16 protein-coding genes are annotated in these 17,393 nt (G+C 38.3%); 13 read left to right on the top strand and 3 right to left on the bottom strand.

Annotation, left to right across the window (positions count from 1 at the left end; translation table 11 throughout):
• Position 1: 1 nt before the first annotated feature.
• The 3 genes from BVH04_RS21100 to BVH04_RS21090 form a co-directional block, all read right to left on the bottom strand.
• Entirely contained in the window at positions 2–1,135 is a 1,134-nt protein-coding gene (locus tag BVH04_RS21100; protein ID WP_086543445.1) for an efflux RND transporter periplasmic adaptor subunit, read from the bottom strand.
• A 77-nt stretch (positions 1,136–1,212) separates the two neighbouring features.
• Positions 1,213–2,595, bottom strand: coding sequence for a TolC family protein (locus BVH04_RS21095; protein ID WP_086543444.1), 1,383 nt, complete (start codon positions 2,593–2,595; stop codon positions 1,213–1,215).
• A 63-nt stretch (positions 2,596–2,658) separates the two neighbouring features.
• Complete coding sequence (locus BVH04_RS21090; RefSeq protein ID WP_086543443.1) at positions 2,659–3,258, bottom strand: TetR/AcrR family transcriptional regulator; 600 nt, start codon at positions 3,256–3,258, stop codon at positions 2,659–2,661.
• Between the two features lie 572 nt (positions 3,259–3,830).
• Here BVH04_RS21090 and purL point away from each other — a divergent pair.
• The 13 genes from purL to BVH04_RS21025 all read left to right on the top strand — a co-directional run bounded on the left by purL (position 3,831) and on the right by BVH04_RS21025 (position 16,746).
• A complete protein-coding gene (purL, locus tag BVH04_RS21085) occupies positions 3,831–7,517 on the top strand; it encodes a phosphoribosylformylglycinamidine synthase (RefSeq protein WP_086543471.1) in 3,687 nt (1,228 codons plus the stop codon).
• Positions 7,518–7,645: 128 nt separating this feature from the next.
• Positions 7,646–9,013 carry a tyrosine-type recombinase/integrase gene (locus tag BVH04_RS21080; RefSeq protein ID WP_240511008.1) on the top strand — a complete coding sequence of 456 codons (1,368 nt, stop codon included), beginning with the start codon at positions 7,646–7,648 and terminating at the stop codon, positions 9,011–9,013.
• A 149-nt stretch (positions 9,014–9,162) separates the two neighbouring features.
• The gene (locus BVH04_RS21075) at positions 9,163–9,564 is read left to right on the top strand and encodes a MarR family winged helix-turn-helix transcriptional regulator (protein WP_086543442.1); all 402 of its coding nucleotides are present in this window, start codon (positions 9,163–9,165) and stop codon (positions 9,562–9,564) included.
• Complete coding sequence (locus BVH04_RS21070; RefSeq protein WP_086543441.1) at positions 9,561–9,986, top strand: hypothetical protein; 426 nt, start codon at positions 9,561–9,563, stop codon at positions 9,984–9,986. The genes BVH04_RS21075 and BVH04_RS21070 overlap by 4 nt, the downstream gene beginning before the upstream one ends.
• 199 nt (positions 9,987–10,185) lie before the next feature.
• The gene (locus BVH04_RS21065) at positions 10,186–10,515 is read left to right on the top strand and encodes a hypothetical protein (protein ID WP_086543440.1); all 330 of its coding nucleotides are present in this window, start codon (positions 10,186–10,188) and stop codon (positions 10,513–10,515) included.
• Positions 10,512–11,150, top strand: coding sequence for a hypothetical protein (locus BVH04_RS21060; protein WP_086543439.1), 639 nt, complete (start codon positions 10,512–10,514; stop codon positions 11,148–11,150). Before BVH04_RS21065 ends, BVH04_RS21060 begins: the two co-directional genes overlap by 4 nt.
• 1 nt (position 11,151) lies before the next feature.
• Complete coding sequence (locus BVH04_RS21055) at positions 11,152–11,865, top strand: hypothetical protein (protein WP_086543438.1); 714 nt, start codon at positions 11,152–11,154, stop codon at positions 11,863–11,865.
• Positions 11,866–12,214: 349 nt separating this feature from the next.
• A complete protein-coding gene (locus BVH04_RS21050) occupies positions 12,215–12,544 on the top strand; it encodes a helix-turn-helix domain-containing protein (protein ID WP_169714478.1) in 330 nt (109 codons plus the stop codon).
• Positions 12,541–13,590 carry a DNA cytosine methyltransferase gene (locus BVH04_RS21045; protein WP_086543436.1) on the top strand — a complete coding sequence of 350 codons (1,050 nt, stop codon included), beginning with the start codon at positions 12,541–12,543 and terminating at the stop codon, positions 13,588–13,590. The genes BVH04_RS21050 and BVH04_RS21045 overlap by 4 nt, the downstream gene beginning before the upstream one ends.
• Positions 13,591–13,593: 3 nt before the next feature.
• Positions 13,594–14,553, top strand: a complete 960-nt coding sequence (locus tag BVH04_RS21040; RefSeq protein ID WP_086543435.1) for a HaeIII family restriction endonuclease — start codon at positions 13,594–13,596, stop codon at positions 14,551–14,553.
• Positions 14,554–15,535: 982 nt separating this feature from the next.
• Entirely contained in the window at positions 15,536–15,682 is a 147-nt protein-coding gene (locus tag BVH04_RS25560; protein ID WP_169714477.1) for a hypothetical protein, read from the top strand.
• Between the two features lie 58 nt (positions 15,683–15,740).
• On the top strand, positions 15,741–16,175 hold the full coding sequence (locus BVH04_RS21030; RefSeq protein ID WP_086543434.1) for an SRPBCC family protein: 435 nt from the start codon (positions 15,741–15,743) through the stop codon (positions 16,173–16,175).
• A gap of 25 nt (positions 16,176–16,200) precedes the next feature.
• A complete protein-coding gene (locus BVH04_RS21025) occupies positions 16,201–16,746 on the top strand; it encodes an SRPBCC domain-containing protein (RefSeq protein ID WP_086543433.1) in 546 nt (181 codons plus the stop codon).
• The last annotated feature ends 647 nt before the right edge of the window (positions 16,747–17,393 follow it).

Here is a 17,393-nt window from a genome sequence, read left to right as displayed (position 1 = left end):
ATTAAAGCTGAGCTATGTTCACGTTGAAATTATCTCCTACTTCACGGAAGCCCTTGTCCACCAGTACTTCGTTACCTTCCAGTCCTTTTAGGATTTCCGTTTGTTCATCAAACGTCTTTCCTCTTTCGACATATTTTTTCTTAGCTATACCATCCACCACTACAAATACATAATCTCCTCTGTTGTCACTGAGAATCAAATAACTTGGTACAGTGACAGCCTCATTATTTTCATAATCCTGAATTTTCAAAACAGAAATCATATTAGGTTTCACCAGCGGTATCTTTGGTAGATATACTTCTACTTTGAATGTTCTATTGTTTGGATTGATGATCGCACCTATCGCAGATACTTTGGTCTGAATGTCCTGATCGATAGAAGGAAAGCTTACATCTACAGAATCTCCTTTTGCAAGTACTCCCACATAAGACTCAGAAATATCTGCTTCTATAAACAAGTCACTTTCACCCACAAACTGAAACATCGCTGCCCCTGGCTGAACCAATTCACCCAATCGCACTTGTACCGTTTCGATAGTTCCTGAGAAAGGAGCACGAATTACCGCCTTTGACAGCTCAGTTTTGACGCTGGCTAGGCTTCTCTCCAACCCTTCTTTTCTGTTTTTTGCTTCCAAATACTGTACCTCCGTCCCGATCTGCTGCTTCCAAAGTCGCTCTTGCTTTTCGAACAAGGTATTTGCAAGATCCATGTTGTTCTGGAGCTCATCGATAGATCTCTGAACAGATTCAGCATCAATTCTTGCCAACACCTGACCTTTCTCTACTCTCATCCCTTCGATAGCCGGGACTTCCAGAATTCTTCCTGAGGTCTCAGCACTGATGCTTACGTTTTTCTTCGAAAGTACTGATCCTGTCACTTCTACATAGTGCTCAAATCTCCCTTTCTTAGCCTGAGCCGTAGTGATGAGGATAGACTTGTGATTTGCTTTCGCAAACTCAGGATCGAGTTTCATCAGCTCAGCCTCTAATTCGCTAATCTGATTGGTGATATCGTTAGACTCATTTTTGAGTTTCTCCAATTCAGCTTTTTTTGCATCCACTCCTTCTTCGGTAGCACAGGAAACAGCTAGGAAGGCAAGGGCAATTAGGGGTAAAAATATATATGTTGCTTTCATAATTTGTTGATAATTTCGTTTTTGTATAATTCTCTTCTTTCGAAAAGAAAATGACTTGGTCGCCGGGGCGGATTGGACTAGTCGTTGATTCCTTCTTTTAAAATTCCCAGTGCCTTTTCCAGATCTACTCTGGAAATCAATCCATCGTAAAGCGCTCCCAGGTAATTGATTTCTGATTCTATCAAAGCCGCATCAGCATCTACCACTTCCAAGTTGGAGCCTACGCCTTCGTTGTATTTGATCTTGGAAATATCGTACACTTCCTGAGCCAAGGCCATGTTCTCTCTTTGCACCTCCATGATATTCAAATCATTTTTCAGGTTGGTTCGAGCTTGGTAGATTTCGAGCGAAATATTATCATCGAGAAACAAGCGCTGATTCTTCAATTGATCTTGTTGGATGCGATTACGCTGAATTCGAGCACTTTTCAAAAAGCCATCAAAAATCGGGATTTGCATAGATACTCCCAGCAATGAGCTGCTAAACCAATTACGAGAATCATAGACATTACTTAAGTCATTTGATGCACCTGAGCGCTGATAGTTGGCATTGAACGTGATACTCGGCATGTATTGCACCGTATTGTTTTTCAAATCCAATCCTACGAGTTCCAAATTTTTCTCAAGTTGATTGACTTCCACTCTAGGCATGCCTTCCATAGTCAGCAATTGATTCAGCTTTACCTCAGGGTTTAATTCTGCCAAAGTTTCTGTGATCAGGACATCATATTCTTTTGGTAGCCCCATTTGTATTTTTAGCAATTGCTTACTGATCTCATAGGCGGTTCGGCTTCGCTCTACTTGAGTGTAAATGTTATTGCGCTGTACTTGAATTCGAGACACATCGATTTTCTCAGCTAGTCCAGCTTCATATATTGCCTTGGTTTCATCCAAAAGCGAATCAATCCGTGTGAGATTTGACTCTGCCAGTTTGATTCGTTCCTTATTTACCAAAGCTCCAAAATATGCCTTCTTGACAGTCAAAAGCACATCATTCTCAGTTTTGATACGATCATACTCAGTCAATTCTCGGAGCGTTTTGGAGGCTCTCAATCCTACAAAAAAAGATCCATCAAAGATCATCTGACTGGCAGTCACCCCTAACCCAGATTGATAGCTTACTCCAAGCCTTAGTGGAACCACATCCGCATCAATAGTAGGATCCCCAAACGGCCCCTCATTCGGAACAAATAATATAGGAACTGCCGGATTGTAATTAAAATTAAACGAACCGTCGATCTGTGGAAGACCTTTTGATAATTCCTCTTTCACGGTGGTCTCCGCTATCAAAAGCTCCAGACGGGCATTTTTAGCATCCACGTTGTTTTCTAAGGCATATTCTAAGGCCTGCTGTAGAGTAAGTTGCAGCGTCTCCAAGGGTGGCGCTCCTTGGGCAATAGCTTCTAACCTGAACAAACTCAAGGAAAGGAGAGCTATTAAATAAATTTTTGTCTTATGCATAATTGAATCTAAAAAGGTTCTGATCTTAAAAACTAGCTGGTAGAGGTAATGAATAGAGATTGATTAATTCGAATTCTGCTTTTGCAAGTAAGCCTGCCTGCCTTTCTCGGTAAAAATACCATGGAGGAAATGATCAAGCATTTCCATATGCATAGCCAATAGACTGACATCTCTCCTATTATTGTTAGATGGATTCATAGCGGCACTTATTTGATCCATTCGCATATTCGCCAAAATCTTGGCATTTATTTCGGGGCGAAAATATCCAAGTGCTTTGCCTTTCTCGATGACATTGACGATGTCTGTCACTATAATTTCTTCTTTGAATTCATTGAACATCTCCCAAACCTCCGGGAAGTATTTTTGTATTTCAAATAGAACCATAGGGTTTAAAGTTGCCAAGCGCTCCCGAACCATCTTTGAAGTATGGACTAGGTGCTCAATGACACCATCTTCCCCGTCCATAATTTTTTTGAGGGTGTCCTGATCTTCTTTCAAAGCCAAAGAAAATGCCTCTTTGACGAGCTGCTTTTTATCAACAAATTCCTGATAGATTGTCTTTTTGGAAATGCCTGCCAATCGGGCAATATCCTCCATGGTAATGGCTCTAACCCCATACTGGCTAAACTGTTCACTGGCTATTCCTAGAATCTTCTCTCTCATCTCCGCTAATCAACTTAAATTTCGAAATGCAAAACTACGGAAACTTTCTTCTCTTCAAAAGTTTCTTCCGTATCAAAAACGAACAATATTCGGCTTTAACAATAAAATAATATAGAAAAGTGTGCGATCGCGGACAGTGAGGTGATTATTTAGAATTTATGATGGTGAAATAAATAGTTTTAAGTAGTAAGTCATAAGTATTAAGTACCAAGTCAATACTAACAGGTAGATGGAATCAAGAGACAAGAAACAAGAGTCAAATACTAATTGGATCGCCAATGCATGAATTATTACGGGGGAAGTATGACCAAAGGCGTTACCACACCAAAACGAAAATCTTAAAAATCCCCCTTGCCCCCTTTGACTTACTTTTCGTTTTCACAAGAAATCCTAAACTAAGGGGGAATCCGCTCAACGGTGACTTCTACTGCCTACTGCTACTATGACTGCCCACTGAGACTGACAACTGTAACTGCCCACTGAGACCGCGACTGATCACTAACTTTTCTCCCCTCCACACATTTCAAACTCCCCCCCAAATGCTTACCTTTGCATCTTACCAGCCAAAGGACATGATTTTCTTCTTTGAATCCCCTCAAAAAACCGTTTACGCTGTACAATCTCCACAACCTTTCGCACCAGAAGACTTAGAAAAGCTAACCTGGCTTTTTGGCGGAGCCACAGCAATAAGCGACCCATCGCTCACCGAAAAGTATTCAGGACCACGCAAGGAAATGATTACACCATGGTCAACCAATGCCGTGGAAATCACCGCAAACATGGGAATTGCGGGCATTGTGCGCATCGAGGAGTTCTCTCCGCTAAACGAAGGAGACAAGATAGACCCGATGCTTCAGCATGAATTTGATGGATTGGATCAGGAGATTTTTGACATCCACTTGCAGCCCGAGCCTATTGTAGAAGTCACCGACATCGCTGCTTACAATACCAAGAATGGATTAGCACTTAGCCAAGAAGAGGTGGATTACCTGGACAATGTTGCGAAAGAATTGGAACGCCCACTGACTGATTCGGAAGTTTTCGGCTTTTCTCAAGTGAATTCTGAGCACTGCCGTCACAAGATTTTCAATGGCACGTTTATAATAAATGGCGAGGAAAAACCACAGACGCTTTTCCAACTCATCAAAGAAACTTCCAAGAAGCATCCGAACAGAATCGCTTCTGCCTACAAAGACAACGTTGCATTTGTAGGTGGCCCAAAAGCCCAGCAATTTTCTCCAAAAACAGCCCATCAAGCTGACTTTTTCGAAACCCGTGAGATCGATACAGTCATTTCCCTAAAAGCTGAAACACATAACTTCCCAACTACCGTCGAGCCTTTCAACGGTGCTGCCACCGGAGCAGGTGGAGAAATCAGAGACCGTCTCGCTGGCGGCACAGCATCTATTCCTCTCGCAGGAACTGCTGTTTACATGACCTCCTATCCTCGATCTGAAAGCGGAAGAAGCTGGGAAAGCAACCTTGATGAACGTGATTGGCTCTACCAAACGCCTATGGATATCCTGATCAAAGCTTCCAACGGAGCTTCTGATTTCGGAAATAAATTCGGTCAGCCGCTGATCTCAGGATCAGTCTTGACTTTTGAACATGAGGAAGACGGCAAGCATCATGGCTTTGACAAGGTAATCATGATGGCTGGTGGCGTAGGCTTCACCAATGCCAAATACACCAAGAAAGACGAACCAAAAGCCGGTGATCAGATTGTGATCATGGGCGGTGACAACTATAGAATCGGAATGGGCGGTTCGGCGGTTTCTTCACTGAATACCGGCGAACTATCCAACGCAATCGAGCTGAATGCCATCCAGCGATCCAATCCTGAGATGCAGAAGCGTGTAGCCAACGTGATCCGTGCGATGGCCGAAAGCGAAAACAACCCGATCATTTCCATTCACGATCACGGAGCTGGCGGACATTTAAACTGCCTTTCTGAATTGGTGGAAAATTCCGGTGGTACGATTCACATCGATCAACTACCAGTGGGTGACCCTACCCTTTCTTCCAAAGAGATCATCGGAAACGAATCCCAGGAGCGAATGGGATTGGTGATCGGCAAAAAAGACGTGGACACCTTGCATCAGATTTCTGACCGTGAGCGCGCGCCATTCTATGTGGTGGGCGAGGCGACCGGAGACATGCATTTCAAGTTTGAGAATCAGAAGAACGGTGAAAAGCCGGTGGACTGGAACCTCAGCTATATGTTTGGCTCATCGCCAAAAACCATTTTGGAAGACGATACTTCAAACGCTTCTTTTACCGAAGCAAACTATGAAGCCGATTTGATCCAAGCATACATCCGTCAAGTCCTGCAACTGGAAGCTGTGGCATGTAAGGATTGGTTGACGAATAAAGTTGATCGCTCTGTGACTGGCCGTGTAGCAACTCAGCAGACGGTGGGTGAAATCCAACTTCCGCTGAATGATGTGGCAGTGATGGCATTGGACTTTACCGGAAATAAAGGAATCGCAACTTCCATCGGTCATGCGCCAGTGGCAGCTTTGGCAAATCCGGAAGCAGGTAGCCGATTGGCGATTGCTGAGGCGATGACCAATTTGATTTTCGCGCATATTCAAGATGGCTTGCAGGGGATTTCCCTTTCTGCCAACTGGATGTGGCCTGCGAAAAACAAAGGTGAAAACGATAGATTATATAGAGCCGTTCAGGCAGTTTCTGATTTTGCGATTGAGTTGGGTGTGAATATCCCTACGGGAAAAGACTCCCTTTCCATGACTCAGAAATACCCTGACGGAAAAACGGTCTATTCTCCGGGGACGGTGATTATCTCCACTGTCGGCGAATGTAGCGACATCAAGAAAACAGTGAAAACTGCCTTGCAACCAATCAAAGGAAGTAGAATTTTATACATAGATTTTTCGAAGGACAGCTTCAAACTGGCTGGTTCCAGTTTCTATCAGGCGCTGAATAAAGTCGGAACAGAAACTCCAGACGTCAAAAACCCGAGATATTTTGCGAAAGCATTTACAGCAATTCAGGATCTGATCGATCAGACTTGGATTCTTGCAGGTCACGATGTATCCTCGGGCGGATTGGTCACTGCATTGTTGGAGATGTGTTTCCCTGTGCAGCAAGTAGGTTTGAAAGTAAAACTAGATCGCTTGCACGAGGAAGACATCATCAAAGCACTTTTTGCCGAAAATCCTGGAATCCTGATTCAAGTCGAAGATGATCATGCAGTGGAGGCCTTATTGGTGGAAGCCGATGTAGATTATGTGGAGCTGGCGAAAGTCACTGACACAGGAAATATTGAGTTTGCAGGAAAAGACCTGACACTGGACATCGCTGATCTTCGTGATGTATGGTTCAGATCTTCTTATCTATTGGACAAAAAGCAAAGCGGTGAGCAACTTGCCAAAGACCGCTTTGACAATTATAAAAACCAGCCTTTGTCTTATGAGTTTGCCGAAGGCTGGAAAGGAAATTTCGAAACAGCTGGACTTGATCCTTTCCGTACCGAAAAATCCAAAGCCAAAGCCGCAATTATCCGAGAGAAAGGCGTGAACGGTGACAGAGAAATGGCCTATTCGCTTTGGTTGGCTGGATTCGAGGTGAAGGACATTCACATGACAGATCTGATTGCAGGTCGTGAAAACTTGGAAGATGTGCAGATGATCGTCTTTGTAGGTGGATTCTCCAACTCCGATGTTTTAGGTTCGGCCAAAGGCTGGGCCGGCGCCTTCTTGTACAATCCAAAAGCAAAGCAGGCTTTGGATAATTTCTATGCTCGTGAAGATACCTTGAGCTTGGGAGTCTGTAACGGTTGCCAGCTGATGATCGAGCTGGGTTTGGTTACTCCAGATCATGCGAACAAACCGAAGATGCTTCATAATGCAAGTCACAAGTTCGAATCCACTTTCGTGAATGTGACTATTCCTCAGAATGAATCTGTGATGCTAGGTTCGCTCAGCGGACAGCGATTGGGCGTATGGGTAGCACACGGAGAAGGCAAGTTCTATCTTCCTCAGGCAGAAAGCGATTACAACTTCACAATGAGATACAGCTACGAAGCCTATCCTGGCAATCCAAACGGTTCGGACCACGCCACAGCAGGCATTGCATCAGCAGACGGCAGACACTTGGTAATTATGCCGCATATCGAGCGAAGCCTGAAGCCTTGGAACTGGGCACACTATCCGGCAGATCGCAAAGATGACTTTACACCATGGATGGAGGCTTTTGTGAATGCGAGGGAGTGGGTTGAGGAGAATTCTGAAGGCTAAAAATAGAAAGCTGAAAAATAACTAAATCCCTTAAAGCAATCTGAGGGATTTTTTTTTGTGTCTAACAATCAAAAAAATAATTCGCATATTTATTCTATGTAAAAATATATGCAAATTTTATTTTGTAAATGATGAAATCGGGCCCTATAGAAATCCGAGTGATTGGTCGAAAAATCCTACTCAAAATACCCAAGAATGAGCAGGACATCCAATTTATTAGATCAATACGCTATGTTCGCTGGAATCAGTCTGGCTTTCATTGGGAAATCCCCCATTATCCCGGCAACCTAGAGAGAATAACCAGCTATTTCGGAGATCGTGTGGACTCCCTTGAGAAATCAGCCGAAATACCAGTCACTCTATCAGGCCATTCCGCACTTCAAAAAGATCAAGTCTTGATGATTCGGACCAATTCAGGTCGGATTAAACTGATTTTTGGCTACCTCACTGAACTGATCAAGCACATCAAAACTATTCCATATCATCACTGGGATGGTAAAAACAAATGGTGGACGATTCCCTATTCTGAGCAGTTTGAGGCCGAGATTAAAATGAAAATTGGACAATTGGGTTTAACCTTTAGCTATGAACAAGAGGGAAAAAATGAAGGTGTTCCAAAGGCTAGTCCGCTCTCCTTTTCAAATTACAAAAAGTGCCCCGAAGCGTATGTTCATAAGTTGGAGGAAAGGAGATATAGTCAAAGCACTATCAGATCCTACGTTCCTTTGTTCGAAGAATTTATCAACCACTTCCCAGATTCCGAAATAGATAGCCTCGGAGAAAAAGAAATTATGGAGTTTTCCAGGTTCTTGGTTAACGAACGGAAAGTGTCGAGTTCCCATCAAAATCAAGCGATCAATGCCATTAAATTTTATTACGAAAAGGTCAAAGGAGGCGAACGAAAATACTACCATGTAGATAGGCCAATTCGTGAAAAGATACTGCCAGAGGTTTGCAGTGAGGAAGAAATAATAGCAATCCTTAAAGCAATAGACAATCTAAAGCACAAGGCAATTTTAATGACAATTTATTCGGCAGGCCTAAGAATCGGCGAATTAGTCAATCTTAAGATCAAGAATATAGACTCCAAACGAATGCAAATAAGAATCGAACAAGCTAAAGGGAAAAAAGACAGATATACCTTGCTTTCAAACAGAACTTTATTGACGCTTAGGGACTACATCCAAAAAGAAAGGCCACACGAATATCTATTTGAAGGACAAGGTAGTACTGCGGAAAAACCGATGAGGTATTCGACGACTAGCATTAGTGCCATCCTAAAAACAGCGGTATCCAAGACAACAATCAAAAAGAAAATAACCGTCCATACCTTGAGACATTCATTCGCTACTCATCTCCTAGAGAGAGGAACAGACATCAGATACATCCAGAGTTTGTTAGGTCATGAGAGTCCCAAGACTACTCAAATCTATACCCATATCACCACCAAAGGATTCGATCAAATAATAAGTCCACTGGATGCCTTGGATCTGTAACGAAGCTGACTAACTTGAAATAAATAAAAAATATCACCTATAATAGCTGATAGCATTCCTATCGGGGTAGATATCAGCTATAATGGGTGATAGCAAGACGTTAGCGGTCATTGTAGGACGACAGCCCTCAAATAAACAAACAGAGAAAAATGAAAAATAAATTACCAATAGGATACTACCTTAAAAAAGCCGACAATGTCTTGACCGAAGGAATTAATGACATTCATAAAGAGTTTGACATCAACCGAACTCAGTGGCAAATTCTTAATTCAATAAATGAGAGCAATAACATTAGCAGAAATCACATAATAAGTATATTGATAGAGTTTGCAGAAAAAGAAGTTATAATCAATACTATCGGCAAAATGATAAATGGCGAATTAATAAAGGAAGATACGGAACTGAAACTTACTGAAAAAGGGAAAGATATTTTTAATAAATGTTTCCAAAAACAGAAAGAATTCAGACATAAATCAATGAAAAATATTTCCGAACAAGAGTATATACAAACCATAACTACACTTGAAAAGATAATTGACAATCTAAGATGAACGGAGTAAAACAAATCAAAAATTACATCGACAGCCAATCTGAGCCAAAACGTTCTGACATTCACGCGTTGCATCTACGTATAATGCAAGCTTTGCCAAAATGTAAACTATGCTTCTTAGACGGTAAAGACGATAAAGGGAAAATTGTTTCAAATCCCAACATAGGCTACGGTCTTCAAACAATAAAATATGCTGACGGAAAGACCAAAGAGTTTTATCAAATTGGTATCAGTGCAAACACGACAGGAATATCTGTTTACATTATGGGTATTGAAAACAAAAAGTATTTGACTGAAACCTACGGAAAAACAATAGGTAAGGCAAGTGTAACAGGTTATTGCATAAAGTTCAAAACACTAACTGACATAAATATTGACACGCTTGAGGTGGCAATATTAGACGGAGTTCAACAGACAAAATAATGCTGACCGATAAAAACGAAAGAGAACAACGAACCGCTAACAGCACCTACAAGAAATTGGCGGTTCAGTGCTCCGCAGACACATTTGTGGTTAATCAAACATTGGTTCTCCGCATCAACATTTGTGGTAAAAATCGCCAACTTCTTGTAGCTGCAAACCGTTAGCGGTCAGCTTAAAAGACTACACCAAAAGAAAATAAATGGACAAACTATTAGAAAAACTTAAGGATTGGATAAAAGTAATTCAAGCAGCATTACTTGGGACAATAATTATTGAAGCTATACTTGTAATCGTTATAGGTGTTGCTTCAAACAAAATTGACGACAATTTTAATCATTGGACAGGAATACTATTTGCTTGCAGTTTGGTTTATATATTTTTAGTTGTAATCAAAGCAGCTTATCAATTTAAGTTTCCAAGTTCAATAGTTGATGAGTTAATTTCTAAAAGACAATTGGAAGAAAAAACAAATTGTTTGACAGGCAAAAAGCGATTAACGAATATATCAATACTGCAATTCAGGGATTGAATAAACAAACTTGCTTTATAGATTCGGCAGGCGACAATGAGCATTTATGTGATAAGGAATTGGAGGTAAGATTAACTGAATTGTTACAGCCGATAGTTTCATACACAGACGTTATTCTTGATACATCAACTGAAAAAAAGTTTACAATTGGCATTCACCTTGACGCATACCAGAAGTTTCCGAATAATTATGACGAAATAGAAATTAAGGAAGCAGAATGGGGAAAGTATATTTCGGACTGGGAATCAATTTCAGACAAAGGTTTAATAATACTTAGAGATGAGCTTGAACTTTCCGAAATATTGCCGAAGGGACTTTTGGACGAAGAACGAATTAGCGGAGCTTCTTACGAAATTCAAACAGCAATAAAAAGGACTTTGAACAATCTTACTTTTAACACGCATGACTTTACATTTAAGGACAAAAGATATACAATTATATGCTCAGAAATTCTTGAAGTTTGCTCTGATGAGTATGTAAACGGAGTGTTATTTATAGTTCATAAACATGGCATAGTCTTCCCGACAGATGTTCCAGAAGTATTAAGAATTTTCAATCGTGTGACTGCAAATTATGTTTCAAAATACAACTCCTGCATAGTTGCCGAGATAATATCAAAAAAGCAAAAGAATTGAAATGAACAAAATTAAGCAACCCATATTCTATCTACAATGGACATTAATAGTCTTTTCCATTGTCGCATTTATACTAGCAACAATTGAAGGATTTAAAATGTCCTTAGATCTTTCATCAAATGGGTTTCAAGAATATTTAAAAATGTTCACTCCATATTCCATATTGTTTGCGGCAACTTTCGTTGTATTAACAACGCATCTAGCAATCGAACGACTTGGGCTTATGAATGACGCTAATAACAATGCATTTAAAGCGAGTAATAGAACAATTTGGATACAAACGACCAAAGAATTTTTAAGTGAGTTAAAAGAAGAGAATCCACTAATGCTTAAGGAATTAAGCAAACAACTTCTTGTCATACACGATTATTTATTCGAAAAGCAATACAAAATTTTATCAGAAAATGATACTAAGGAATTATTTGATAAATTTTTCAAAAATAGAGTTCAGTTTTATGAAGAAATGAATACAAAGTATATGAACATTGCCCTCTATCGTGACAATCGACAATCCTACTCTTGGGACGGCTTTAGATATTTAATAATGGTAATGGTAAATGCTGATGAATGCTATCCCAAATTTATTCTTGACTTAAGAGAATTATATCAACAAGAAGTTTTAACATTTAACAGCTCATGCATAGACCCTCAAGCATTTGAATTTGCACATAAAGAATATATTCAAAGAAAATTAAAGGGGACTAACTTGAAATGAATTTAAAACTAGACGAAAAAAGCCGAACCGCTAACAGCACCTACAAGAAATTGGCGGTTCAGTGCTCCGCAGACACATTTGTGGTTAATCAAACATTGGTTCTCCGCATTGGCATTTGTGGTAAAAATCGCCAACTTCTTGTAGCTGCAAAACGTTAGCGGCAAGCTAAAAAAAAAATCTCGCTTCAATTGAAAATCCAACCGAAAAGCCAGCCGCACATTTTAGCACATTTGGTTTTTGCCACTACAAAACGCCAACGCTGAAAAAACCAAAAGAGCTAAAATTTTCCCACCGCAAAATTTGGATATTAATAAAAATGTTTTAAATTTGTCAAAAAATGACAAGTCTTATGAAAACAACATTTGGCGAATATATTCGACTTTTAAGAACCGAAAAGGAATTGACCTTGACCCAACTTGCGGCCAAACTGAATTTAGACTCTGCCAATTTGAGCAAAATAGAGAATGGAATTCGAGATTTTGACGAAAAAAGACTTCCAAAATTGGCGAGAATTTTTAAACTAAACTTAAAAGATTTACGAGAAGAATATATAACAGACCAACTCGGAAAAAAAATCTACGAAACGAACTGCACAAAACAACTCTTAAAAGTTGCTGAAGAAAAAGCAGAATATCGCAGAACACTCAATAAAAACCTTCAAACAGAAAAAGCAGTATGAAAATAGTATCATTTTTTGCAGGAGCAGGCGGACTTGATTTAGGATTCCAAAAAGCGGGATTCGATGTCATTTGGGCGAACGAATATGACAAAGAAATTTGGGAAACTTATGAAAAAAACCATCCCAAAACGACTTTGGATAAAAGAAGTATTGTTAACATAAAATCTGATGAAGTTCCTGAATGTGATGGAATTATTGGTGGACCACCTTGCCAAAGTTGGAGCGAAGCAGGTTCATTGCGTGGAATAAATGACATACGCGGACAATTATTTTTCGATTTCATAAGAATATTAGAAGCAAAACAACCAAAGTTTTTCCTTGCCGAAAATGTGAGTGGAATGCTATTGGATAGACATAGCGAAGCTTTAAAAAACATTAAAGAACTTTTTAAAAATGCAGGGATTGGATATGAATTATCATTCCAATTACTCAACGCATCTGACTTTGATGTTCCACAAGACAGAAAAAGAGTATTTTTTGTTGGTATTCGCAAAGACTTAAATTTTAAATTTCAATTTCCAAAACCAGTACAAGAAAAAATTACGCTCGACCAAGCGATTTCGGATTTAAAAAATAGCGTTGTTCCAGCCAAAGAAGGAAACAAAACAAACAAAGAAATTTGTAAAATCTCAAATCACGAATTTATGATTGGCGGATTTTCTTCAATGTTTATGTCGAGAAATCGAGTGAGAACTTGGGACGAACAATCATTTACAATTCAAGCAGGAGGTCGCCACGCACCTATTCATCCTCAAGCACCAAAAATGAAATTTATTGAACAAAACGTTCGTGAGTTTGTGAAAGGAAAAGAGGATTTATACAGAAGATTGAGCGTAAGAGAATGTGCAAGAATACAAACATTCCCAGATAATTTTACGTTCCATTACCACCACATTGCAGCAGGTTATAAAATGATTGGAAACGCAGTTCCAGTAAATCTTGCAAAACATATGGCTTTGAGCATTAAAATTCAAATTGAAAACGCAGAAAAACGACCTGCAAAAACAAATAAAAAACAATTGGAATTAGAAAACACATTATCTTAAAGTATGGCAAATCAGACAATAAATGGAAAAGCTTTTGAATATGCTTTGCTTTTGGAATTTTATGAACGTTTGAAAATTATAACAAGTGTTTCGATTACCGAAAATGAACCTTATCAAAACGCAAAAGGTTGTTTTGAAAGTTTTATTGAAGATGAGCAAGATACTTTCAGAATCACAGCAAGTGCAGCGATTAATTTTTTGATTGATATTGAACCAAGATTGTCAAATGGAATTAACAAAAATGACATATTGGTTCTTGAAATCGTGAGCGACCAAGCAGGACAAACAGGCGATGTTCGTGATGTTTTAGTAATTCGCTCTCTTCAAAAATGGGAAATTGGAATTTCTGCGAAGAACAATCATAGAGCAGTTAAACATTCTCGATTATCATTGAACATTGATTTTGGCGAAAAGTGGTTAGGAGTTCCTTGTTCACAAAATTACTTTGCTGAAATTAAGCCAATATTTGATATGTTGGCAAATCTAAAAGCAAAGGATAAATCCACGAAATGGACTTCGATTGAAAATATGCACGAAGTAGTTTACGTGCCAATTTTAAATGCTTTTAGAAAAGAACTTTTAAGACTTGATAAAGCAAACCCAAATATTGTAGCCGAGAATCTTGTGCAATATTTGATTGGAAATGAAGATTTCTATAAAGTCATCAAAGGAAACAAAAAAGTTGAAATTCAAGCATATAATTTAAAGGGAACTTTGAATTTACCATTTGAATCTGTAAAACCAAAAGCCAAAATTCCTAAACTTAAATTGCCGACAAGATTAATCGAAATTGTTTATCAGGATAATTCGACTACCACTTTATTGGTTTCTTTAAATGAAGGTTGGCAAATATCCTTTAGAATTCATAATGCAAGTTCCAGAATTGAACCATCATTGAAATTTGACATTAATCTTGTGAGTGCACCACATACTTTATTCACAAATCATATTTTTATAGCATAATGCCAACGCTAAAAGCCATACACATTTGCAATTCGCACCAGCCAAAGCTCAAGCCAAAAATTGCAAAAGAGTATGTCTCGCCAACGCTCAATCCGAACAGAAATAGAAACATCGGAATTGAAAAGCAGAACGGAACAAAGCCAGCCGCTAACACCGTGTATAAGCAATAAGGGCTTTGTGTTTAACCCGAAAGTTATTATCTTTCAGCAATGTTCAGTTAATGACGGAATATTATTGCTTATTTTGCCCCTTACTGCTCATACACATCAACGTTATGTGTAATTTTAGTGCGACCCAATAGACATCAAAACTGACCGACAAATAATGACAATTTCTATTTAAAAATAAAATCTAACTTTGACATCACCAACAAAACAATTTTGACGACTTATGCTACAATTTTTTGCATTAGAAACATTTAAAGAAATTTCATTTGACTATAAACTAAGACTGCGTTACGCAATATCAAATTATGGACGACTTGTGAGCTACACGGACGAACCAAAAAACGGAAGACTTGTAAAAGGTTCAATTTTAGACGGCTACAGAGTATTTAGATTTAAAATTCGTGACGCTGACAACAACATAAAAAATAAACAATATTTCTTCTATAGACTTGTTGCAAATTATTTTATTCCAAAAACATCAGACACTTAAGTTTATGTTTTGCATTTAGACCGCAATCGAGCCAACAACTTTGTGGGCAATTTAAAATGGGCGACAAAACCTGAAATGTTGGAACACAGCAAGACAAGCCCGTATGTTATTGAAGCTAAGAAAAAACTAATTGAACACAGAATAAAATCGAACGGCACTTAATTGACAGAAACGCAAGTAATATGGTTAAAAAAGAAACTGCTTGACCCAAACCGCAAGACACGTTTGAAGATTTTTGCTAAAAAATTTGGTGTAAGCGAAATGACATTGCATCGCATTAAGACAGGCGAAAACTGGGGACACATAAAAGTATAAACGAATGACAATGGAAAGAAAAACTACACATAACAGCACCTACCCAAAAGGCGGGGTTTCGTGCTCCGCAGACAGTTTTGTGGTAGCCGAAAGTTCAGTTCTCCGAATGAAGTTTAGTGGTAAAATTCCCGCCCTTCGGGTAGCTGCAAAACGTTAGCGGTCATTGTAGGAAGACAGCAAAAGACAAGAAAATTAAACAATCAAAATAAAGACCAATGAAATATACTTCTGAAATCGAAATCAACAGTCCCATTGACAGAGTAATTGAACTCTTTGACAATCCAAGCAATATGGACAAATGGATGAAAGGTCTCCAGAGTTTTGAACAAATTAGTGGAAAGCCGGGACAAGTTGGGGCTAAATCACGACTTAAATTTAAAATGGGTAAACGTGAAATCGAAATGATTGAAACAATTACAGCTAGAAATTTACCAGAAGATTTTAGCGGAACTTATGAGGCAAAAGGAGTATTTAATATCGTAAAGAATAAATTTATCTCACTTTCTGACAATAGAACAAGATATATTTCTGAACAAGAATTTCAATTTAAAGGTTTTATGAAAATAATAGGTTTTCTAATGCCAAGTGCATTTAAAAAACAATCAATGCAGTATTTAATAGACTTTAAAAACTTTGTAGAAAAATCTTAAATATTAAGTATAAAATTTTAAAAATATGAAACCCGTTAAATTATTAATATTATTTAGTTTGTTTTCTATTCCTTTTGTTGGAGTTCAAGCACAAGTAACCAACTCATCATATGTTACAAAATTTGGAGAGAAAACCTTACAGTTCTCGATAGAAGTGCCAATTAGTAAAGCAGAAGTTTGGAAACTATTTACCACAGACAAAGGGCTTGAAAAATGGATAGCACCTGTTGTAAAAACAAATATAAAAATTGGTGGTTGGATAAGAACAAATTACGACAAAACAAAAACAACAGAAGACTCAACAGCTATTCAATTAGACATTATTAACTACTTAGAAAATGAAATGCTAACTCTAAAAGTAAATCTCAACAATAATTTCCCAATAGAAGCAAGAAGTGAAGACAAAAATCTACAAGAGATAATTCAATGTGTTGATATTGGAAACGGAAAAACAAAAATCATTTCAACTATGGTTGGTTGGGGACAAGGCAGTCATTGGGACAAAACATATACTTTCTTTGAAAAAGGGAACGAGTGGACTTATAAAGAAATTTTAAAATTGTTTAAATAATCCAGCTGGCATTAAAACTGAAAAAACAACGAACCGCTAACAAGGGTTTTGCAAAAGTGGGGCATTTGTGCTAAATTTGAGCATTGGAATTCTAATCAGCATTTGTGCTAAAATGAACATTTGTGCTTCGATTTCCCCACCTTCGCAAAGCCCCAAAACGTTATCTTGCATTTAACAAAAATTGTGATGAAATTCAAGACATTACGCATTGAAATCCCAAAAATAAACTGAAACTGAAATACAAATAGAAATAGAAATAGAAACTTAAAAAATCATTACGCCGAAATTATCACTCATACGAAAAATTTAATTTCCCCGCTTTCCAATTTTAAGTTGCATCACGGGAGACATTGAGCTTGCCCCAAGGCAATTGCCAATTATTTTAAAAGCATTACGCCGAAATTTACTCTTACGGAATAATAACGCGGAAATTAAATCGAAATTTTTTTTGGTTTATAAGTGCAAAACCGAAACTTTGTGTTTCCCGACCAAATTAGATTTATCCGAAAAAATATTTAAACACTGAATGCGGAAAACCGTAATGGAATCTAAATGGAAATTATTAAATTAGAACTTTAAAAAAAATACGACGGAATTTATAAGAACGTCTAAAAAACAAAGATTGCGAATGGATAAAAACGCAAGAT

The sequence above is a fragment of the Algoriphagus antarcticus genome (genome assembly GCF_002150685.1).
Taxonomy (GTDB): domain Bacteria; phylum Bacteroidota; class Bacteroidia; order Cytophagales; family Cyclobacteriaceae; genus Algoriphagus; species Algoriphagus antarcticus.
Note: the sequence above shows the minus strand (reverse complement) of the source record. Positions and strands in the feature narration are given on the sequence as shown.